The following is a 20396-nucleotide window of genomic DNA, read 5'->3' as shown; positions in this document are numbered from 1 at the left end:
GAAGTTCGGCCGCCACTCGGTGGGCCACCGAGGGGACCGGCAAGCGCAGCCGGGCGGCTTCAGCCCGACCCCGGGCTCCTGCCCCGGAAGTCGTCACAGCGCCGAATCTACCCAATTGTTTCAACGTCGAAGCGACGGATTGTTGAACAATCTGCCAAAGTGATGCATCCTTATGTAGGGGGCTATCATGAGACGAGGATCACAAATGGCAACCATCGACCTTAACAGCGACGTCGGCGAGTCCTACGGACGCTGGACCTTGGGCGACGACACAGCGATGTTCCGCTCCGTGTCCAGTGCAAACGTGGCCTGCGGATTCCACGCCGGCGACCCCAGCGTCATCCGCCGGACCTGCCGCGAGGCGGTTGCCGCCGGCGTCATGATCGGTGCCCATGTCGGCTACCGCGACCTGGCCGGTTTCGGCCGCCGCTTCCTGGACATCGATCCGATCGAACTGGCGGACGACGTCGTCTACCAGATCGGTGCGCTGCAGGCGCTGGCCGCCGTCGAGGGCGGCAAAGTCAGGTACGTCAAGCCGCACGGCGGCCTGTACAACGCCATCGTCGCGCACACCGCCCAGGCGAAGGCCGTCGTCGACGCCGTGAAGTCCGTTGACCCGAACCTGCCGATCCTGGGCCTGCCAGGCTCGGAAGTGCTCCGGCTGGCCGAGGCCGCCGGACTCCGCCCGGTCACCGAAGCGTTCGCCGACCGGGCCTACAACCCGGACGGCACGCTCGTATCGCGTACGCTCCCCGGAGCCGTCCTGCACGACCTCGCGGAGGTCACTGAGCATGTGCTCCGGATGGCCTCCGATTCCGCCGTCCGCACCATCGACGGCTCCATCCTGAAAATCCGCGCCGAAAGCATCTGCGTCCACGGCGACTCCCCGGGGGCCGTCACGATGGCCGCCGCCGTCCGCGAAGCGCTCACCGCCGCGGGCATCACCACCGCCGCGTTCGTGTAGACACGGATTCGTCTCAACACGAGTCCAGGCAAGCCCGGCACCACCCGGGCTCACCGGGTTCACACGCACCTACATCCGAGCAACAGGCAGCACCCGCACACCTGGAGGAAACCATGACCACACCGCACCAGGCCACCCCGGCCGCCGCCAAAAAGAAGCTGCCGCCCGGCGCCCTCAAGGCCTACATCGCGAGCCTCACCGGCACCTCGCTCGAGTACTACGACTTTGCGATCTACTCCGTGGCGTCGGCCCTGGTGTTCCCCAAGAATCTTCTTCCCCGTCGGCGACGAGTTCGTCGGGCTCCTGCTCTCCTTCTCCACCTTCGCCGTGGGCTACCTCGCCCGCCCCATCGGCGGCATCCTCTTCGGCCGCCTCGGCGACAAGATCGGCCGCAAGCACGTCCTCGTGACCACCCTCTTGCTGATCGGCATCGCCACGGTGCTCATCGGCGCGCTTCCGGACTACGCGGTCATCGGCATAGCCGCCCCCATCATCCTCGTGCTGCTGCGCCTGGCCCAGGGGATCGGCGTCGGCGGGGAATGGGGCGGTGCCGTCCTGCTCTCCAGCGAATTCGGCGACGCCCACAAGCGCGGCTTCTGGTCCTCCGCCGCGCAGATCGGCCCGCCGGCCGGCAACCTGATGGCCAACGGTGTCCTGGCGGTGCTCGCCGCGACACTGAGCACCGAAGCCTTCCTGTCCTGGGGCTGGCGCGTGGCCTTCCTGGCGTCCGCCGTGCTGGTGGTCTTCGGCCTGCTGATCCGCCTCAAGCTTGACGAAACCCCGGTCTTCAAGGCCATCCTGGCCCACGGCGAGCAGCCGAAGGCCCCCATTAAGGAGGTCTTCACCAAGGAACCGCGCGCCCTCGTGGCCGCCGCCCTTTCCCGTGTCGGCCCGGACGTCCTGTACTCCCTGTTCACGGTCTTTGTGGCCGTCTACGCCACCAGGGAACTTGGTATGACCACCAGTAACGTGCTCGCTGCCATCCTGATCGGGTCCGCCTTCCAGCTGGTGCTCATTCCCGCGGCCGGCGCCCTCACGGACCGCATCAACCGCCGTCTCGTCTACGGCATCGCCGCCGTCGGCACCGCCGTCTACATCCCGCTGTTCTTCCTCATGGTCGAAGGCAAGTCCGTGCTCATGCTCACAGTGGGCGTAGTGATCGGCCTGGCACTGCATGCCTTCATGTACGGCCCGCAGGCCGCCTACATCACGGAGCAGTTCCCGCCGCGGCTCCGCTACGCCGGCAGCTCGCTGGCCTACACGCTCGCCGGGGTGATCGGCGGCGCCATCGCACCGCTGGTCTTCACGGCACTTTATGCTGCCTCCGGCAACTGGTACCTGATCGCGGGCTACCTTGCGGTCGCCTCGATCGTGACGATCATCGGACTGGCCCTCGGCCGGGATCCGCAGACCCAGGAAGAAGAGCGGCTCCTGCAGGATGCCCGCGCCTGAGCGGCGCGGATACTTTGACCGGCACCGGCAATGATGGAAGCAGCTGATGATTGAGACAGCGGGGGACACCTTGGCAGGACAGCAGGCGGAAGTTCACAAAGTGGGCTCGGTGCGGGCCGTGGGGACCCGTGCCATGCTCGCCGAGCTCTCCGGCACCCAGGACGTGCTTGCCCTGCAGGCGCTGCTCCTCGAGCACCCGCTGCCGGGCCAGGAGGACGTTCTGGCCGCGGCCGAGACGGTCCTGGTCAAGGCAGACTCGCCGGCCTCGGCACGGCGCATCGCCACACTCCTGCTGCGGCTGGACCTCACCGCGCCGGTGCAGCGGGACGGCGAGCTGGTGGTCATCGACACCGTGTACGACGGCGAGGACCTCGCCGAAGTGGGGAAGCTGACCGGCCTCGGAACGGAGGGCGTGATCGCCGCACACTCCGGCCAGATCTGGACCGTGGCCTTCGCCGGCTTCGCCCCCGGCTTCGGCTACATGGTGGGGGAGAACCAGGCGCTAGAGGTCCCCCGCCGGGCCTCGCCGCGCACCGCCGTCCCCGCGGGTGCGGTGGCGCTGGCCGGCAACTACTCGGCCGTATATCCGCGCAGTTCCCCCGGCGGCTGGCAGCTGATCGGCCACACCGGCGCGAAAATGTGGGACCTGGACCGCGAGCAGCCCGCACTGGCCAGCCCGGGGCACCGCGTGCAGTTCCGTGCCGTCCGTGATGTTGTGACCCTGGCTGCCGAACCCGCCGCGGTGCCCTCGGAGTCGCACGACGTCGCGTCCGGTCTCCGGATCGTGTCGCCGGGCATGCAGAGCCTGATCCAGGACCTTGGCCGGCACGGCCACTCGGCCCTGGGCGTCTCGGCTGCCGGGGCGCTGGACCGGGCGTCGCTGCGCCGGGCCAACCGCCTCGTGGGGAACGCGCCATCGGCCGCCGCCATCGAGACCGTCGCCGGCGGGCTCAGGGTCCAGGCCGTGCGGGACCAGGTTCTCGCGGTCGCCGGGGCGCCGTCGGAACTGAGCATCGAGTCGCCGCCGGACGTGGACTCAGAGCCGGTCCGCCGCACAGTGCCGATGGCCACCCCCTTTGCCCTGCTCGACGGCGAAACCCTGAGCATCGGTGCGCCGGAGAGCGGCTTCCGCAGCTACTTGGCCGTCCGCGGCGGCGTGGACGCCATGCCGGTGCTGGGCAGCCGCTCCACCGACACGATGTCCGGACTCGGCCCCGCACCGCTGGCCGCCGGCCAGCTCTTCGCCTCCGGCGGGGAAGCCGAGTCCGGCGTCGTCGGAGACCCCGAACTGCAGCCGGACTTCCCGGGCACCGGGGTGACCGTGCTCGACGTCGTCCCCGGCCCGCGCGCCGACTGGTTCGACGCCGAGGCCCTGGCGTCCTTCACAGGCCAGGACTGGGATGTGAAGCCGCAGTCCAACCGGGTGGGCATGCGCCTGGACGGTACCCCGCTGCAGCGCAGCCGCACGGGCGAACTGCCCAGCGAGGGCACCGTCGCCGGTGCCCTCCAGATCCCGCCCGAAGGGCTGCCTGTGCTCTTCCTGGCCGACCACCCGATCACCGGCGGCTACCCGGTGATCGCCGTCGTGGTCGATACCCAGCTGGACCTCGCCGCCCAGGTGCCGATCGGCGGCAAGATCCGCTTCCGCTGGGCCCCTGCCGAAACCACTGCACCCGCCACCACCGAACACATCACCCCCGAACGAAAAGCGAGCAACTGATGCGCAAGGTCCTGATCGCCAACCGCGGCGAAATCGCCGTCCGGATCGCCCGGGCCTGCGACGACGCGCAGCTGGCCTCCGTCGCCGTCTACGCGGACATCGACGCCGACGCCCTGCACGTCTCCGCCGCGGACGAGGCCTACGCACTGGGCGGCAATTCGCCCGCGGACACCTACCTGAACATCCGCAGGCTGCTCGGCGTCGCGGCCGAATCCGGCGCCGACGCCGTGCACCCCGGCTACGGATTCCTCTCCGAAAACGCCGAGTTCGCCCAGGCCGTCCTGGACGCCGGCTTGACCTGGATCGGCCCCACCCCGGACGCCATCCGGCTGCTCGGCAACAAGATCACCGCCCGCGAGGCCGCCGTCCGCGCCGGAGCCCCGCTCGTGGCCGGCAGCGACGGCCCCGTGGATTCCGCTGAGGAGGCCCGCGCTTTCGCCGAACAGCACGGCCTCCCCATCGCCATCAAGGCAGCCTTCGGCGGCGGCGGGCGCGGCATGAAGGTGGTCTGCGCCCTGGATGAGGTGGAGGAAGCCTTCGACTCCGCCGTCCGCGAGGCCGTCGCCGCCTTCGGCCGCGGCGAGTGCTTCGTGGAGCGCTACCTGGACCGTCCGCGCCACGTCGAGGCGCAGGTCCTGGCCGACGCGCACGGCAACGTAGTCGTCGTCGGAACCCGCGACTGCTCTCTCCAGCGCCGGCACCAGAAGCTCCTCGAGGAGGCTCCCGCGCCGTTCCTCAGCGAGGAGCAGACAAAACTGATCTACGACGCCGCAAAGGCCGTCTGCCGGGAAGCCGGCTACTCCGGCGCCGGCACGGTGGAATTCCTCGTCGCGGCCGACGGCACCGTGGCGTTCCTCGAGGTCAACACCCGGCTGCAGGTGGAGCACCCGATCACCGAGGAGACCACCGGGATCGACCTCGTGCAGGAGCAGTTCCGGATTGCCGCGGGGGAGCCGCTGCGCTTCGCCGAAGACCCCGCGCCGCGCGGCCACGCCTTCGAATTCCGGCTCAACGCCGAGGACGTGGGGCGCGGCTTCCTGCCCTCGCCCGGCACCATCGGCGAGTTCGCCGGCCCCACCGGCCCCGGCATCCGGCTGGACACCGGGGTCCGTTCGGGCTCCTTCGTCCCGCCGCAGTTCGACTCCCTGCTGGCGAAGCTGATTGTCACCGGCGCCGACCGCCAGCAGGCGCTGCGCCGCGCCCGCCGCGCCCTCGCGGAGATGAGCATCACCGGCGTGGCCACCGTCCTGCCGTTCCACCGGGCGGTGCTGGAGTCGCCGGACTTCACCTCCGAGAAGAGCCTGGGCATCCACACCCGCTGGATAGAAACCGACTTCGCGGACCGGATCCCGGCCGACCCGGACTACAGCACCGCCGCGCCCGACGGCGAACGCCGCACCATCACCGTCGAGGTGGACGGCCGCCGGATAGCTGTCGGCGTGCCCGCGGACCTGCTGGACGGCTGTGCCCGCTCCGGCGGGGCTGTTCCTCCTGGGGTTTCGCTGGATTCAGCGTCCGACGGCGGTGCTGCCGCGGCTGACCCGGCGGAGCTGCGCGCCGACATGGCCGGCACCGTGGTGAAATGGCTGGTCGAGCCCGGCGCCGAGGTGTCGGCGGGCGATCCCGTGGTTGTTCTCGAGGCGATGAAGATGGAAACCCAGGTCTCCGCGCACCGCGGCGGGACCGTCACGGACGTACGTGCCGAGGCCGGCGGCGTGGTCGCGGCGGGAGCGGTGCTGGCCTTGATCGGGTAGCTTTCTCGTGGGTCAAATGGGCCGTTTCCGCTGGGCGGAAGCGGCCCCATTGCCTTGCGCGCTCCCCGAAGGGCACGCTGACAGGATGACCAAACTGCAGCCCGCCGCCAACCGGCCGGATCACCCGTGGCAGCCCGCCTCGGGTGTTCGTTGCAACCAAGGAACGGACCGGCCATGCGCACTGAGTCATCTCCTGTCATTGAAACCACCGGCCTGGTGAAGAAATTCGGCCGGACCACCGCACTGGCCGGCCTCGATCTGGCCGTCAGGCAAGGGGAGGTCCACGGCTTTCTGGGCCCCAACGGTGCCGGCAAATCTACGACACTGCGGATACTTCTGGGCCTGATCCGCCCCACGTCAGGCACCGCCCGCGTGTTCGGCCTTGACCCGTGGGCTGACCCGGCCAGGGCACACCGGGACGTCGCTTATGTGCCGGGGGACGTGAGTCTCTGGCCGAACCTGTCAGGCGGTGAAGTCATCGACCTGCTCACCGGTCTGCGCGGCGGCGCGCAGGAACGGCTGCTCCGGGAACTGATCGGGGAGTTCGAGTTCGACCCGCGGCGGAAGTGCCGAACCTATTCCAAAGGCAACCGGCAGAAGGCGGCCCTCATCGCCGCGTTCGCCCGCCCGGCACGGCTATACCTCCTGGATGAACCCAGCGCAGGCCTGGACCCTGTCATGGACTCCGTTTTCCGGCGCCAGATCCGGCGCGTTACCGGCGACGGGGCGACCGTACTGCTCTCCAGCCACGTCCTGACCGAGGTCGAACAGCTCTGCGACAGGATCACCATCATCCGCTCCGGGACGGCCGTTGAAACAGGAACCCTGGCCGGGCTAAGACACCTGACCCGGACCCGTTTCCGGATCACCGCTGCGGCTCAACCGGCGGCATTGGCGGCCCTGCCGGGGGTGCATGATGTGCGCAGCGACGGCACCGGCACCGAGTTTGATGCCGACGCCTCGGATCTGGGCTCCGTCTTCGAAGGCCTCGCCGCGGCCGGCGTCACCACTATTAGCGCTGCCCCGCCGTCACTGGAGGAGCTGTTCCTGCGCCATTACAGCGACCGGAACGGCCAGGTCCGCTGATGCGCGGCGTCATCCGGCTGGCCTTGTTCCAGGCGCGCAGTGACCGCTGGCTCCTGCCGGTCTGGATCCTGGCAATCGCCCTCCTCGCCTTCGCCACGGCCGCCGCGGTGGCCGGGCAATTCGGTGCCGAGGGCGACCGGGCGGCCATCATCGCAGTCTCGGCGGTGAACCCGGCATTCCTTTTCCTCCGGGGCCTGCCGGACGGGACCGGCACCGGTGCTGTCGCGTTCTTCGGCGGATACGCCTTCACGGCGGTCCTGGCCGGGCTGATGAGCACTTTCCTCGTCATCCGCCACACCCGCATGGACGAGGAGCTGGGACGCGCGGAACTCATCGGCGCCGCTCCGCAGCCCCGTGCCGCGCCGCTGCTGGCGACCCTGGTCTTGGGCGTGGCCGCGAACCTGGTCCTGGCCCTGTCGGTGGCCGCCGCCTTCCTCGCCGCGGGACTGCCCGTCGCGGGCGCTGTTGTGGCAGGCGCTGCGGTGGGCGGTGTTGGTGTGTTCTTTGTCGCCGTCGCTGCGGCTGCGGCCCAGGTGCTCCCGTCCGGGCGGTCGGCCAACGGCGCCGCAGCCGGCCTTGTCGGTGCCGCTTACCTCCTGCGCGGTGTCGGGGATGCCTTCGGCATCCCGGATGCCGGCCTGTTGCACGTCACCCCGGCCTGGCCCTCACTGCTCTCGCCCATCGGCTGGGGCCAGCAGTCCCGGCCGTTCGTTACAGCCGACCCGATGCCCCTGCTGGCCCTGGTTGCCGCGGCGGCACTCCTGGGCGCTGGCGTGGTGCTGGTCCGCAACCGAAGGGATCTGGGCGCCAGCCTGCTGCCCCAGCGCCTGGGCAGGGCCCGGGCCGGGGCGGGCGGGATGTCGTTGCTGGGACTGGCCTTCCGTCTGCAGCGCTCAACCCTGGCCGGTTGGTGCGCCGGGGCCGCGGCCATAGGTGCCGTAGCGGGCGGTCTGGGCCCGCTGGCCAGTGAGGCGGTGGCCGGCAACGCGTCGCTGCAGGATCTGATCAGCCGGCTCGTGCCCGGCACGCCGGCGGTGGTGCTCGATCTGTTTATCACAGCCATGCTCGGTATCGCGGGCGTGCTCGCGGCGGCCGCGGGCATCCAGACGGTACTTCGGTTGCGCGCCGAGGAGGTTGAGGGCCGTGCCGAACTGCTCCTTGCCGCCCCGAGGTCCCGGGCGCGGTGGCTGAACGCGACCCTGGTCGTGGCGGTTACCTCCGTGCTGGCCGTCACGGCAACAGCCGGTGCTGCGGCCGCCATCGGCATCGGACTGTCCGGGGCAGGAAACGGACCGGCTGGATTGTTGGTGCCGGCGGCCCTGGCGCACGTCCCGGCCGCGGCAGTCTTCCTGGCCTTGACCGCGGTCGTGTTCGCCGCCACGCCACGGCTGTGCATTCCGCTGGGATGGGGATTCCTCGCCGCTGGCCTGATCCTGGGCGAGTTCGGCGGTCTTCTTGGCCTGCCGGTGTTGCTGCAGGACCTGAGTCCGTTCCGCCACTCCTCCGCCATGCCCATAGAATCCTTCGCTCCGGCGGGGGCTGTGGGCATGACCATCATCGCAGCCGCCGGGGCCGGACTGGCTGCCTATCTGATCCGGCAGCGGGACCTCACCGCTTAAGACATGAGCTGCGCAGGACGGGACTGCCGGCGGGCACACGCCCGCCGTCGCACCTGAGAGGAGACTCACCAATGAAAGTCCTGATCATGACACTGGGGACGCGTGGTGACGTCCAACCGTTCATCGCGCTGGCCCGCGGACTGCTCGTTGCGGGGCACGAAGTGGTGCTCGCGGCGCCGCACCGGTTCGCCGGGTTCGCCGCCGCGCATCGCGTGCCGTTCTCGGGCGTGGACGACGGCCCGATGCGGTTGATGGACGACCCGGCAAACGCCGGTGCGCTGATCGAAGGCGGGATCCGCGTCCGGCTGCGGCAGGCACGGACCATGCCGGCGATGTTCACCCAAGTGCTGGCCGACTGCTGGACCGTCGCTTCGCACGGCGCGGGCGCCGGAGCGGATGTCGTGGTGCACAACGGCCAGATCATCGCCGGGCAGCATGTGGCCGAGGCACTCGGTGTCCCGGCGGTGCTGGCTCTGCCGATACCGATGTACGTGCCGACCCGGGAGTTTGCCTGGCCAGGGGTGGACGTGCCGACGTGGCTGCCTTCCGCGGCCAACCGGACCACGTTCCTGGGGATGAAGGCCCCCGCTGCGATCTTCGGCCGGATCGTCGACCGGTGGCGCGAGGACACCCTCGGTCTCCCGTGCCGCCGCGGGCGGCACGACCCCTTGCGCCGGCCGGACAACGGCCGGGCCCCGGTGCTGCATGCGTTTAGTCCCGCGGTGCTGCCCCCGCCGTCGGACTGGCCGGACGCGGTGCACACCACCGGTTACTGGGTCCTGCCGTCCTCGGACGAGCCGCCGCCGCCGCACGTCGCGGACTTCCTCGGTGCCGGCGACCCGCCGGTGTTCGTCGGGTTCGGCTCGATGTCCGGCCGTGACCCCGCTCGCAGCACCGCTCTGGTCCTGGAAGCCGCACGCCTGGCAGGCAAGCGCCTGGTGATCGGCGCGGGATGGGGCGGACTGAACAGCACCCGAGGTGACGGCGTTCTGTCCGTGGAGGAGGTGGACTACCGGCGGTTGTTCCCCCACCTGGCTGCCGTGGTGCATCACGGGGGCGCCGGCACAACCGGCGCCGCATTCGCCTCCGGGCGCCCGCAAGTGGTGTGCCCGTTCGTCGCCGACCAGCCGTTCTGGGCCCGGCTGGCATACCGCCGCGGTGTCGCTCCCGCACCACAGCCGCAACGCCACCTCACCGCAGCCGGTCTCTCTGCTGCCATCACCGCGGCCACCACAGATGCCGGCATGGCCCGCGCCGCCGAACAGTTGGGCCGCCGTGTACGTGCCGAGGAAGGGGTATCGGCAGCGGTGGCTGCCCTGGAGCGCATTACCGCGGTACCCCAACGGGGTTGATCCGTCCCGTAACCGCTGAGCCCGCCAACCGGCACCGGAAACGAGGCTCCTTCCGTCCCCGGAATGGGCCTCGTTTCGTCCCTGTCGGGAATGGGTCACGTGCGTTGGTCGGTCTCGTAGACGGCCGGGATGCCGTCTTGGTCGGAGTCGACGGATTCCTAGGCTTCCGCGATGCGGTACTGGCGGTTTCTCGTGCTCAGCACGATGGAGGCCAGTGCGGCGGCCAGCAGCGAGGCCGTGAGGATGCCGACCTTGACGTGGTCATCGTGGGAACTGCCGTGTCCGAAGCTCAGTTCTGCCACCAACAGAGAAACGGTGAAGCCGATTCCGGCCAGCAGGGAAACGCCGAACACATCGATCCAGGTGAAGGGACTTGTCCAGGGATGCCCTGGTGGCCTTGGTGATGACCCAGGTCGTCCCGAGGATTCCTGCCGGTTTGCCCAGCACGAGCGCGGCAATGATGCCGACCGCCGGCGGGTCCGCAAGCGCGGAGCCCAGGCCGCCCCACCCGCCGACTGCGACGCCGGCGGAGAAGAACGCAAAGATGGGGACGGCGATCCCGGCCGATATTGGCCGGAAGCGGTGTTCGATGATCTCCGAGAGACCGGGCCCGGCGTCCGGCCCGCCGCTGCCTTTTTGGAACGGATCACGGGAATCGCAAATCCATTGTCAGAATCACCAGCAAACGACTGGCCAAGCAGGTTCAGGAACAGGCTCTTAGCGGACCGGTTCAGAACAGGTAGTACCGCAGGAGCAGGTAGGGCACGCACAAACCGATGGTGACGGCGGTGACCACCAGCCCGTATTTGGTGAACGTCCAGAACGAGATGGGGTGATCGTAGCGCTTCGCTATCCCGATGACGACGACGTTTGCACTGGCTCCCACTGCGGTGGCGTTGCCGCCGAGGTCCGCACCGAGAGCCAGTGCCCACCAGAGGGGCTTGGCTGCGGCGCCTCCTGCCTGCACAAGGTCATGGGTAATCGGAGCGAGTGTGGCCACGTAGGGGATGTTGTCAATGATGCCGGACGCGAAAGCCGAGCCTGTGAGCATTGCGACGGCGGCGACGTCGTAGTTGTCCCCGATGAGAGAAGCGGCGGCCGCTCCCACCGCGTCGATGACTCCAAGGTTGACCAGGGAACCGATCATGATGAACAGGCCCGCAAAGAACAGCAGCGTCTCCCATTCGACGTCCCCGAACACTTTTCGCGGTTCAAGCCGGGCGAGCAGGATGAGGAGGCCTGCGCCGAGCATCGCGACCAGGGACGGTGCGAGCCCCAGCACCGGCCGGGCAACGAAACCGATCAGCACCAGGCCCACCACCACGAGCGATTTGATCAACAATGACTTCTCCCCCAGCGCCTCCTTCTCGTTCAGGGCCATGACGCGCGCGGCACGGTCCGGATGGAAACGGAAGGCGGAGCGGAACATCCAGCGGCACAGTCCGATGAAGACGACGAGGAGCACCGCGACGATCGGCGCGAGGTTGATGATGAAGTCGTTGAAGGTCAGGCCCCCCCGGCTGGCGATGATGATGTTTGGCGGGTCGCCGATCAGCGTCGCCGTGCCTCCGATGTTGCTGGCCATCACCTCCGCGATCAGGAAGGGAACGGGCGGTGCCGCGAGCCGTTCACACACCAGGAGCGTGACGGGGGCGGTGAGCAGCACTGTGGTGACGTTGTCCAGAAGTGCCGAGAGCACGGCGGTGATGACCACCAGGATCACCATGATCCGGAACGGGTAGCCCCGGGCCTTCTTCGCCGCCCAGATCGCGAGGAACTCGAAGAGTCCCGTCTGCCGGAGGATGCCGACAATAATCATCATGGCCAGCAGCAGGAAGATGACATTCCAGTCGATCCCGCTCTCCGGCGAAAAAAACATTCCCGTGTCATTGGTGGCACCGATCAGCACCATTGCAGCTGCGCCGCCCAGCGCGGTGGTCATCCGCGGCAGTTTTTCGGTAGCGATCAGAACATACGCTGTGAGAAAGACACCGAGAGCAAGAATGACCTGGACCGTCACTGCTCCTCGCTCCGTGAGTCAGGGCCGCCGGCGCTGGCCAGGACGGCCTTGATGACGGCGGGAAGCGTGACAAACATCGGGGCATCCCGAGGCGAGTCGCGGACCAGGGCAATCTGGGTGCGGGCATCCACCATGCGCGCCGCGATCTCGACCAGGGTCGCGTCGGACTCGATGGTCAGGATCTTGCGGACGGCGACGCCCTCATCGTCAAGCATCTCCCCGACGGTCCGCTCGGCAAGATGTTCCCACAACTCAGCGGCCCCGGCCTCGTCGAACACGGCCGCCAGCGACACATCATCGAGAAGGTAACCGGGCACCATGAGCCGCAGCACGTCCACGGCCGAGACTATGGCAGTGGGAACTCCCAGCTTGTTTGCAATAACCAGCCCCACCAAACCGCTGTCCGCGATCAGGCGCCCGGCTTCCACCGCATTGGTCTCGCGGCGCACAACGGGTAAAGCAACTTGCAGGTCGGCTGCGCGCACAGCGGCTCCTCATGCCTCCGAAGACAGAACGTAGGCCCATCCAACCACCGATTCCCTGCGCTTGGCAGGGGTTGTCTTCGTGTTCAGCGATCAGGCCACCTGCCGAACCCGTTATTCTGCAGGCACAGCCCTGGACGTGGCTTTGTCGCTTGCCTGTCCAGAATTACTCTCAGGCGCGTGCGTTCCCTTCCTTGAGGGGAAAATGCGATCTTACCGGCCTCGATAGGGCCGGGCCAGAGGTGACTATGACCGTACCGATGCTACCCGTGTCGGTGAGAGCGGAGGTTGGTGGTTACTTTGCGATCCTGCCCACGATCTGGCGGGCCACCAGCCGATCGATGCCGGGCAGGTGCGTCCCCCGTATGATCCAGCGGCGCAGGAGTCGCTGGGTCCTGTTCGCGGGAAGGAACGACGACGACGCGCGCCTCCCCGCGGCCTGTGCTTCCTCCACGACCGGCCGCCAGCGCCGTTCGAACTCGGCCAGGGCCGGGTCGATCCCGGACGGAGAGTCCACGGGCCCGAGGAGGTCCCCCAGAAGCGCTGCCCCGGCTATGGCGAGGGAGCCGCCTTGGCCGGCCAGGAGCGAGACTGCCCCGCAGGCGTCCCCGATCAGAATGGCTCTGCCTTTGTGCCAGGCGGGCATGACGATTTGGGCGACGACGTCATCGTATGGGTGCTCAGGGCACAGCTCGAGCAGCCTGTCGATGGCGTCGCCCAGGCCGGCGAACTCCCGGCGGAGCCGCTCCCGGGTACTCTGAGGCTGCCCGTCCCCCTGTGCTCTGTTGGCGTCACGGTAGACGAGGAAGGCGGCCACCTCGTCGGTGCGCAGGCTGTAGAGCCCGGCCATCCGGTCGAGGGTGTCGGTGAGCAGGAAGCGGTTCGCGAAGCGGGCGTTCAGCCCGGGATCGGCCACGATGAAGGCGGCGGCGCGCATGCCCAAGGGGCGCAGGTAGTCCCCCTCGCGGCCGAGCACGTAGGCGCGCACCTCGGAATGGACGCCGTCGGCGCCGATGAGGAGATCGGCGCCGGGCAGCGGCACCGCTGAGGCGTCGGCGGCCACTCCCGCGCTGTCGTCGTCAGCCCAGGCGCCGGAGACCCGCGCCGCGTAGCGGACGCGGACCCGCCCGGAGGGAACGTCCTCGAGCGCGGTGAGGGCGGCGCGCTCCATGTCCGGGCGCAGCAGGCTCAGGACTTTCTCGCCAGCGAGCCGGGCGAACTGGTCGTAGTCCAGGCGCGCGGTCGGGCGTAGCTCGGCGTCGACGTACTCGACCGCTTCGACGTGGTAGGCGACCGCCGCCAGACGCGGGTAGAGGCCGATCCTCTCCGATGCCTCGACCCCGGGACCGAAGAAATCCATCATGTACCCGTCAGGTCGGGGGGCAGGGGATTTCTCCAGGACCTCGACCTCCCACCCCGCCAGGCCCAACTGGCGGGCTGCGACGAGCCCGGCAATTCCCGCCCCGGCGACTATGGCCTTCACGTCCCACCCCACTCCATCGGCTCGGCCCCAGAGAAGCCGCCGGCGCAGTGACGAGCACCCCGACGGCAGCTGTTGCCTCATTCTTGGACCCTCCAGGAGGCTCGTCAAGAGTGCAGGACACCCGCGAGGACCAGACGCGGATTCTGCTCGGTCCCTGGGGCAGGTCAAGGAGTCAAGCAAACAGTCCCAACAGCCAGCCGCCTAACTCCCGTTGGTACCGCTCAGCTTGAAAAATTCCGCGTCCGTCGTCTCGCTGGCCGATGCCATCGCTTCACCGTTCTGGCTGGAATCGCACACTCACATCGACCGGACGCGTTCCTGGACAGAATCAGCGACGAAGTCACCGACGGCTGGCGACCACGGGGTGCATTCGATCTCCTCCGGCGCTGGATGGACGAAGACTGGTTCCGGCATTCCGCGGATCAGAGACACTGGGGGTGTCCGCAGATACCGAAAAAGGGAACGGCTGGCGTCCTGGACGGAGCTCCCTGAAACCTTGAGTCGACCAGCTTACTCGTGGCGGTGTTGCAGGGTCCCTGCCCGGATCTGGAGGTGCCCTCCCCGTGCGGACCGGCTATCGACTCCGACGCAGTCTTCCTCCACGGCCAGCCAGGGGTGGGCGAAGATGTCTGCACCGCCAATCCTGCAGGCGAAACGGGCAAGCGGGGCAAGCCAGCGTGCGCTCCCGTACGGTTCTTGCATGTCGACAATACTGACCCGTGCATCCGCGCCCAACAGGTTCTGGATGTTCGCCCATGCGGTCCGCCAGGCCGGCATCAGCGACAGCGAATATGTGGCAATGATGCCGTCCGAGGCCGGGGTGCCTCCTTGGCCGCTAACCTGCTCCATGACCGCCGACGCATCGAGGCTGATGACGTCCGCCTGCACCAGAATGATGTTGTCCCAGCGGTGCAGCCGGGCACGGCGCTGTGCTTGGCGGAGCATTCCGGGGCTGCGGTCGATACCGATAATTGTCCCCGTGGGGCCGATCCTGTCTTGCAGGAGCGGGAAGTTCAGGCCGGTCCCGCAGCCGATGTCCAGGATCTGGTCCCCGGGCCGGGGGTCGAGGGCGTCGATGCCCAGGATCCGTCCTGCCCGGTATACGGCTCGCTCGCCGGAGAGCACGTCGTAGACCGGTGCATAGATGTTGTACTTGTCTTTGACGGTGCCCTCCCGTTCCAGTTGGCCACACTCGGCCGATGGTAGTGACCGGGGCCTGGGTGCCAAACTTACCCGACGACGGAGGGCACGGACATGGCGGACAGGGACGGGATTGTTGATTTGCTGGTGCTCGGCGGCGGCACCGCCGGGCTGGTCGGCGCGATGACGGCCGCCGGCGTCGGCGCCCGGACCGTTCTGGTCGAACGTGACCGGACCGGAGGTGATTGCCTGTGGACCGGCTGTGTCCCGTCCAAGACACTCCTGGCCGCCGCCGCCACGGCCCGCACCAGGGCAATGCTCACCGGGCAGGACCCGGACTTCTCCATCGTGCGCACAATGATCCGGGATGCCATCGCCACCATCGAGCCGGCGGATTCCCCGCAGGCCCTGGAGGCTGCCGGGGTGCGGTTCATCAGGGGCGCTGCCAGATTCGAGGCTCCCGGCGTAGCCACCGTTGACGGCCGGACAATCAGATTCCGGCAGGCTCTCATCGCCACGGGCGCGGCCCCGCATGTCCCCGAGGTTCCCGGGCTCGCGGGCCCTTCGGTGGTGACGTCCGAAACCGTCTGGGACCTCCCTGAAATTCCGGCCCGCCTGGCCGTCATCGGCGGCGGCCCCCTTGGCTGCGAACTGGGCCAGGCCTTCGCCCGGCTCGGATCCGAGGTCACGCTGATCATCCGGTCAACGATCCTGCCCAGAGAAGACCGCGAAGCAGCCGCGCTGGTCAAGACCAGCCTGGAAGCCGACGGCATCCAGGTCCTGGAACACACCCGTGTGGAACGGATCAGCCCCGCTAAACCCGGTTCCCGCCTGGAACTGGGAGATGGCACGGTCCTCACCGCCGACACCGTGCTGCTGGCGGCCGGCCGCACGGCGCGCACAGCCGGGCTCGGACTCGAACATCTGGACATCTCCACCGACGCCCACGGCCAGATCGTCACTGATCCCAGGATGCGGACCACGAACCCGTCCGTCTGGGCCGCCGGTGACGTCACCGCCCATCCCCGCTTCACCCATGTCGCCGGAGTACACGCCAGCATCGCCGCCCGCAACGCCGTTCTTGGCCTGAACCTCAAAATCAGCCCGGTCGTGCCACGGGTCACATACACATCCCCCGAACTCGCCGCCGTCGGCGCCACACACCCTCCCGGGACACACGCCATGGTCCGGACCATCCACCACACCCACGTGGACCGGGCGGTCACCGACAACAGCACTGACGGCTTCACCCGGCTGATCGCGGACCAGCGCGGGCACATCCTGGGCGCCACCATCGTCGGGCCGCGGGCAGGGGAATCTGTGGCAGAGGTCGTCCTGGCCATGGAACACCGGCTCAGGACCTCCGACATCGCCGCAGCCACGCACCCGTACCCCACCTACTCGGACGGGGTATGGAACGCCGCGATCGCCGACGTCCGTGCCCGCCTGCGCGCACCCGCCGCGGCCGCCGTTATCAAAACACTGCTGTTGCTGCGCCGGTGGCGGGCCGACCTGGACACCCGGCTGATCCGACGATAACCGGCCACATGAGCGCACCGACGCCTGCCCGGCGGCACGATGGAGGAAGTGAATACCGTTTCGCGTCCGGAGAGCGATCCCCACCAGGCAGCCCCTCAGACCGGGTATGTATGGGTCCTGTTTGAGCCATCTGCGACCAGGCCCGGGCTAAGGGCGCCACGGTCCTACGGTCCCAAATCAATGGCGCCGATCCTTGCCGATCCGAACACGCAGATCATGACTGACCCTGGGATCGGCACCGCCACGCCCCGGCACAGACCTGACGGCATTCCAGCCCGATAGGTTTTTCAGCTGCTGCCGTCCTCGCATGTCAGTGGGTTGGCGATGGAGAATATCTGCATGAGGGTAGAACTGCTGCACATCGATGAGTGCCCCAACTCGGCTGAAGCAGCCCAGCGCGTGGAAACTGCCCTGGCCGCTTTGGGCCATGGGGACACCGCAGTACACATGCGGCTGCTGGAGTCTGCAGCGGACACAGTGGGCACCGCCTTTGCCGGTTCTCCGACGATCACAGTTGACGGGGCCGACATTTTTCCCGGTGGGGCCCCGGCCAGCGACCTCGCCTGTCGGATCTACCGGACTTCAAGCGGCTTCGCGGGTCTGCCAACGGTCGATCAACTCAAAGAAGCGCTCAAAAACCATGGATTCTGACAGCGAATACACGTGCTCCTGTTGCGGCAGGACGATGCAGCGCAAAAAGCTGCATGCACTCGGCGCCGGACACACCTATATTTGCCGGCGCTGCGGCCTCTGGGTTGCACTTCGGCCTTGGAGGGATACGGCGCGGTCCGCCTGACTTGTCGCAGAGCCTCCCGAAGCGGGACGGTGTGATGTCGCTGCTGGGCACCAGCATCAAATCCACCAATGAGTCGGTGTAGTTCTTGTACCGCTGGAGAAACAGCAAGAACAACGAACCTTCATCCCGCTGCTGCTGGACTCAAGGTCCGCGCCCGATCAAGCACGGTGACCCCTGCCGGCCGGGACGGAAGCGTTCCGTTGTGTAGTGCAGATTACTGAACGCCTTCGGAGCCCGGCAATACCCTGGGGAGGTCAGCACAACTTCGATCAAAGGTGATTGCCATGAGCTCTGCATCAGCTGTTTCCCATCAGGGTTCCGTCTCGGGCCTGGGCCTGCGCGTTGCTGCCGGGGTCGCGGGAGGTATTGCCGGTGGTCTCGTGTTTGGAGTGCTCATGGCGATGATGGGCATGCTGCCCGTCATCGCCTCCCTGGTCGGTTCCAGCTCGGCAGTGGTCGGGTTCGGGGTGCACCTGGTGATTTCAGTGTTCATCGGGCTGGGCCTGACGGTGCTGTTCGGCAACCGGTTCCTGTCCGGGTACGGCCGCGGCGCTCTGACCGGACTCGGTTATGGGGCGATCTGGTGGGTGCTGGGGCCCCTGATGATCATGCCGGTCATGATGGGCATGCCCCTGTTCGCCGTTGACCTCACCGCGTTGATGAGCCTCATGGGCCACCTGATTTATGGCGTTATTCTGGCACTGGTGGCGGTCCGCGTTCTCAAGAGCCGGGCATGACCGATACGTGCCGGGTCGATGTGGCAGCCACCGTTTCCGGGGATCTGCGCCCCTGGTCCCCGGAGCGACGAGAGGCTGACCCACTGATGACAGGACCCGCTGACCCGTTCAGCTGTTTAAACGAAGTGGATCTGTTCGCTGACCTGAGCGCGCAGGAAATCGAGGCGATGAACCTGATGGCCCCGGCGCGGCTGTTCCGGCGCGGTGAGCTGCTGTTCAGCCAAAGCCAGCCCGTCAAGGCGCTGTTCATCCTCAAAGCCGGCAGGGTGCGGATCTTCCGCGTCGCCGAGGACGGCAAGGCCCTGACCATGGCGATCCTGGGACCAGGGGCCGTGTTCGGGGAGATGATGCTCGTGGGCCAGCGGATGTATGACAATTACGCTGAAGCCATCGAAGACGCAATGATCTGCCAGCTCAGCGTGCAGGAGGTCGAAAGGTTCCTGCTCTCGGATCCCCGCATCGCCATCCGCATCTCCCGGCTCCTCGGCGAACAGGTTGCCCGCCTCGAAGAACGTCTCACGGATCTTGCCCTGCGCCCGTTGGCAGCCCAGGTGGCATCCACCCTGCTGAAACTCGGTGACGCCGCGGCCGCTCCCCGCTTCGGACAGGCCCGGACCATCCACCTGACCCACGAACAGCTCGCCGGCCTGCTCGGCGCCTCCCTGGAGGCCACCAGCAAGACCATGAGGGGCGGCTTGTGAAAAAGGAGAAAATCCGACGCTAAGGCCGAGGGTGGGTTTGCTTGTACGATCGCGGTATGACCTCAGGCGGGGCACCCATCGGGGATATGTCCGAAAGCGTCTCGTTCACATCAAACACAATGACTGACGGTGCGTTGTTCATATGGTCTCTCCTTCGAAGCAGCCCGCAATGCCGGATTTCAATGGGGTCTCATGGTCTTCCGGCCGGGCGTTGTGCCAGTGCTGCCTGCAGGGCCCGGGTGAATCGGCTGTGGGGGATTTGTGCCGAGACTTGAGCCGCGGTGCCGATGGTGTCCACGTCGGTCAGTTGGGGGAGCAGACGGACCCGGTGGCCGGCCTGGAGTAGGCGTTCGAGCTGCCGGGCTCCGGTGGTTGGCGCGGACATGGGCACGCCGCGGATCAGGTCCCCGTCGGGGTTCCGCATAGCCAACGCCCAGAAGCCGCCGTCACCGGCCAGGCCGATCCAGCTGTCGACGCCAGGTGCCGGTCTGAGGCAGGCCGCAAGGTGATCGGCTCGAAGCTGGGGGGTGTCCATACCGATCAGGAGCGTCGTGCCCCATCCGCATCCGCGGGCGGCATCGAAGACCGCGGCGAGGCGCTGGTCGAGGTCGCCGTCCGGCTGACGAAGCAGTTCAAAGTCTGCAGCCAGGGCCGGGCGTCGGTCGGTGGTGTAGGCAAGGACCCGGCGTGCCACGGGCAGGGCCGCGACGGTGGCCAGTGTGTCATCCAGGCTCGCGGCGGCAACATCCGCGGCCAGGGCATGGCTCAGGGGCGGCGTCAGCCGGGTCTTGACCTGCCCGGGTATGCATTCCTTGGCCATGACGACGAGCGTGAGCCCGGAGGCCGGGTGCATTACCTGCTCCGCAGCTGGCGTGACATGTCGATCACGGCCGTGATGGTGCCCCGCACGGTGCCGGTGACCTTGGACCGTCCGGTGCGTGGCCGGTAAGCAACCGGGATTTCCTCAATCCTCCACCCGGCACGCGCGGCCTTGAGGACCATTTCCAGCGGGTACCCGCTGCGCCGGTCCTGCAGATCCAAGGCCAGCAGGCGTTGGCGCGAGGCCACGCGCATGGGGCCGAGGTCATGAATGCTGATATCCAGGCGCCGGCGGAGCCGGCGGGCCAGGACGGCGTTCGCCAGCCGGGCGTGAAAGGGCCAGGAGCCCCCGGCGGGCCGTCGTCGTCCCAGCACCAGGTCCGTCCGTCCCGCCAGCACGGGTGCGGCAACGCGGCGCAGGTCCTCCCCGCCCATCGACCCGTCGCAATCGCAGAATGCCACATAATCTGACGTTGCGGCGAGCAACCCGGCGTGGGCTGCCCACCCGAAGCCCGTCCGCGGCTCGAACACCACGGTGGCCCCGAGTGCGCGGGCAATGGCGGCGGAGCCGTCGGTGGACCCGTTGTCCACCACGATGGGGCGGAAGTTGGCTGGTAACCCGGCCAAAACACGCGGCAGCGCGGCGGCCTCATTCAAGCAGGGCAGGACAACGTCGATGCCCGGCCCCATTTCGGTCATGTTTTGACCCCTGTCCCTGAAGCGCGCACCGGG

The 20396-nt window shown here is 68.1% G+C and carries 16 protein-coding genes and 2 pseudogenes; 11 read left to right on the top strand and 7 right to left on the bottom strand.

Features of this window, described 5'->3' with window-relative positions:
• Positions 1-205: 205 nt before the first annotated feature.
• The 7 genes and pseudogenes from ACVWZ8_RS07650 to ACVWZ8_RS07620 all read left to right on the top strand — a co-directional run bounded on the left by ACVWZ8_RS07650 (position 206) and on the right by ACVWZ8_RS07620 (position 9947).
• Positions 206-964: a LamB/YcsF family protein gene (locus ACVWZ8_RS07650; RefSeq protein WP_456504287.1), complete on the top strand. Its 759-nt coding sequence runs from the start codon at positions 206-208 to the stop codon at positions 962-964.
• Between the two features lie 113 nt (positions 965-1077).
• Positions 1078-2416 (top strand): annotated as a pseudogene (locus ACVWZ8_RS07645) (MFS transporter).
• A 46-nt stretch (positions 2417-2462) separates the two neighbouring features.
• The gene (locus tag ACVWZ8_RS07640) at positions 2463-4136 is read left to right on the top strand and encodes a 5-oxoprolinase subunit B/C family protein (RefSeq protein WP_456504286.1); all 1674 of its coding nucleotides are present in this window, start codon (positions 2463-2465) and stop codon (positions 4134-4136) included.
• Positions 4136-5890 carry an ATP-binding protein gene (locus ACVWZ8_RS07635; RefSeq protein WP_456504285.1) on the top strand — a complete coding sequence of 585 codons (1755 nt, stop codon included), beginning with the start codon at positions 4136-4138 and terminating at the stop codon, positions 5888-5890. Before ACVWZ8_RS07640 ends, ACVWZ8_RS07635 begins: the two co-directional genes overlap by 1 nt.
• Before the next feature lie 174 nt (positions 5891-6064).
• Positions 6065-6976: an ATP-binding cassette domain-containing protein gene (locus tag ACVWZ8_RS07630; RefSeq protein WP_456504284.1), complete on the top strand. Its 912-nt coding sequence runs from the start codon at positions 6065-6067 to the stop codon at positions 6974-6976.
• Positions 6976-8595 carry an ABC transporter permease gene (locus ACVWZ8_RS07625; protein ID WP_456504283.1) on the top strand — a complete coding sequence of 540 codons (1620 nt, stop codon included), beginning with the start codon at positions 6976-6978 and terminating at the stop codon, positions 8593-8595. The genes ACVWZ8_RS07630 and ACVWZ8_RS07625 overlap by 1 nt, the downstream gene beginning before the upstream one ends.
• A gap of 71 nt (positions 8596-8666) precedes the next feature.
• A complete protein-coding gene (locus tag ACVWZ8_RS07620) occupies positions 8667-9947 on the top strand; it encodes a glycosyltransferase (RefSeq protein ID WP_456504282.1) in 1281 nt (426 codons plus the stop codon).
• 158 nt (positions 9948-10105) lie between these two features.
• On the opposite strand, the pseudogene ACVWZ8_RS07615 reads toward ACVWZ8_RS07620, so the two are convergent.
• The 5 genes and pseudogenes from ACVWZ8_RS07615 to ACVWZ8_RS07595 all read right to left on the bottom strand — a co-directional run.
• Positions 10106-10612 (bottom strand): annotated as a pseudogene (locus ACVWZ8_RS07615) (Na+/H+ antiporter NhaA); the annotation flags it as partial.
• A gap of 65 nt (positions 10613-10677) precedes the next feature.
• Positions 10678-11967, bottom strand: coding sequence for an ArsB/NhaD family transporter (locus ACVWZ8_RS07610; RefSeq protein WP_456504281.1), 1290 nt, complete (start codon positions 11965-11967; stop codon positions 10678-10680).
• The gene (locus tag ACVWZ8_RS07605; RefSeq protein WP_456504280.1) at positions 11964-12452 is read right to left on the bottom strand and encodes a hypothetical protein; all 489 of its coding nucleotides are present in this window, start codon (positions 12450-12452) and stop codon (positions 11964-11966) included. Before ACVWZ8_RS07605 ends, ACVWZ8_RS07610 begins: the two co-directional genes overlap by 4 nt.
• Before the next feature lie 292 nt (positions 12453-12744).
• Complete coding sequence (locus tag ACVWZ8_RS07600; RefSeq protein WP_456504279.1) at positions 12745-13932, bottom strand: FAD-dependent monooxygenase; 1188 nt, start codon at positions 13930-13932, stop codon at positions 12745-12747.
• 510 nt (positions 13933-14442) lie between these two features.
• Positions 14443-15159 carry a class I SAM-dependent methyltransferase gene (locus ACVWZ8_RS07595; protein ID WP_456504278.1) on the bottom strand — a complete coding sequence of 239 codons (717 nt, stop codon included), beginning with the start codon at positions 15157-15159 and terminating at the stop codon, positions 14443-14445.
• A gap of 27 nt (positions 15160-15186) precedes the next feature.
• On the opposite strand from ACVWZ8_RS07595, the gene ACVWZ8_RS07590 reads away from it, so the two are divergent.
• The 4 genes from ACVWZ8_RS07590 to ACVWZ8_RS07575 all read left to right on the top strand — a co-directional run bounded on the left by ACVWZ8_RS07590 (position 15187) and on the right by ACVWZ8_RS07575 (position 18845).
• On the top strand, positions 15187-16611 hold the full coding sequence (locus ACVWZ8_RS07590) for a dihydrolipoyl dehydrogenase family protein (protein WP_456504277.1): 1425 nt from the start codon (positions 15187-15189) through the stop codon (positions 16609-16611).
• Between the two features lie 339 nt (positions 16612-16950).
• Entirely contained in the window at positions 16951-17262 is a 312-nt protein-coding gene (locus ACVWZ8_RS07585) for a thioredoxin family protein (RefSeq protein WP_456504276.1), read from the top strand.
• 429 nt (positions 17263-17691) lie between these two features.
• Complete coding sequence (locus ACVWZ8_RS07580) at positions 17692-18144, top strand: hypothetical protein (RefSeq protein WP_456504275.1); 453 nt, start codon at positions 17692-17694, stop codon at positions 18142-18144.
• On the top strand, positions 18141-18845 hold the full coding sequence (locus ACVWZ8_RS07575) for a Crp/Fnr family transcriptional regulator (protein ID WP_456504274.1): 705 nt from the start codon (positions 18141-18143) through the stop codon (positions 18843-18845). The genes ACVWZ8_RS07580 and ACVWZ8_RS07575 overlap by 4 nt, the downstream gene beginning before the upstream one ends.
• Positions 18846-19035: 190 nt before the next feature.
• Here the strand turns inward: ACVWZ8_RS07575 and ACVWZ8_RS07570 are convergent, their stop codons facing one another.
• On the bottom strand, positions 19036-19698 hold the full coding sequence (locus ACVWZ8_RS07570; RefSeq protein ID WP_456504273.1) for a TIGR04282 family arsenosugar biosynthesis glycosyltransferase: 663 nt from the start codon (positions 19696-19698) through the stop codon (positions 19036-19038).
• Positions 19698-20363: a glycosyltransferase family 2 protein gene (locus ACVWZ8_RS07565; protein WP_456504272.1), complete on the bottom strand. Its 666-nt coding sequence runs from the start codon at positions 20361-20363 to the stop codon at positions 19698-19700. The genes ACVWZ8_RS07570 and ACVWZ8_RS07565 overlap by 1 nt, the downstream gene beginning before the upstream one ends.
• Between the last annotated feature and the right edge of the window lie 33 nt (positions 20364-20396).

This window comes from Arthrobacter sp. UYCu723, assembly GCF_054059215.1.
The sequence above is the reverse complement of the archived record's forward strand: the minus strand, read 5'-3'. Positions and strand labels throughout refer to the sequence as shown.

What these genes read in the sequence shown, in the direction of transcription:
- ACVWZ8_RS07590 (WP_456504277.1), top strand. Translation starts at nt 15,187, where the DNA reads ATGGCGGACAGGGACGGGATTGTTGATTTGCTGGTGCTCGGCGGCGGC.
- ACVWZ8_RS07575 (WP_456504274.1), top strand. Translation starts at nt 18,141, where the DNA reads ATGACCGATACGTGCCGGGTCGATGTGGCAGCCACCGTTTCCGGGGAT.
- ACVWZ8_RS07620 (WP_456504282.1), top strand. Translation starts at nt 8,667, where the DNA reads ATGAAAGTCCTGATCATGACACTGGGGACGCGTGGTGACGTCCAACCG.
- ACVWZ8_RS07635 (WP_456504285.1), top strand. Translation starts at nt 4,136, where the DNA reads ATGCGCAAGGTCCTGATCGCCAACCGCGGCGAAATCGCCGTCCGGATC.
- ACVWZ8_RS07625 (WP_456504283.1), top strand. Translation starts at nt 6,976, where the DNA reads ATGCGCGGCGTCATCCGGCTGGCCTTGTTCCAGGCGCGCAGTGACCGC.
- ACVWZ8_RS07640 (WP_456504286.1), top strand. Translation starts at nt 2,463, where the DNA reads ATGATTGAGACAGCGGGGGACACCTTGGCAGGACAGCAGGCGGAAGTT.
- ACVWZ8_RS07650 (WP_456504287.1), top strand. Translation starts at nt 206, where the DNA reads ATGGCAACCATCGACCTTAACAGCGACGTCGGCGAGTCCTACGGACGC.
- ACVWZ8_RS07570 (WP_456504273.1), bottom strand. Translation starts at nt 19,698, where the DNA reads ATGCACCCGGCCTCCGGGCTCACGCTCGTCGTCATGGCCAAGGAATGC.
- ACVWZ8_RS07585 (WP_456504276.1), top strand. Translation starts at nt 16,951, where the DNA reads ATGAGGGTAGAACTGCTGCACATCGATGAGTGCCCCAACTCGGCTGAA.
- ACVWZ8_RS07630 (WP_456504284.1), top strand. Translation starts at nt 6,065, where the DNA reads ATGCGCACTGAGTCATCTCCTGTCATTGAAACCACCGGCCTGGTGAAG.
- ACVWZ8_RS07565 (WP_456504272.1), bottom strand. Translation starts at nt 20,363, where the DNA reads ATGACCGAAATGGGGCCGGGCATCGACGTTGTCCTGCCCTGCTTGAAT.
- ACVWZ8_RS07580 (WP_456504275.1), top strand. Translation starts at nt 17,692, where the DNA reads ATGAGCTCTGCATCAGCTGTTTCCCATCAGGGTTCCGTCTCGGGCCTG.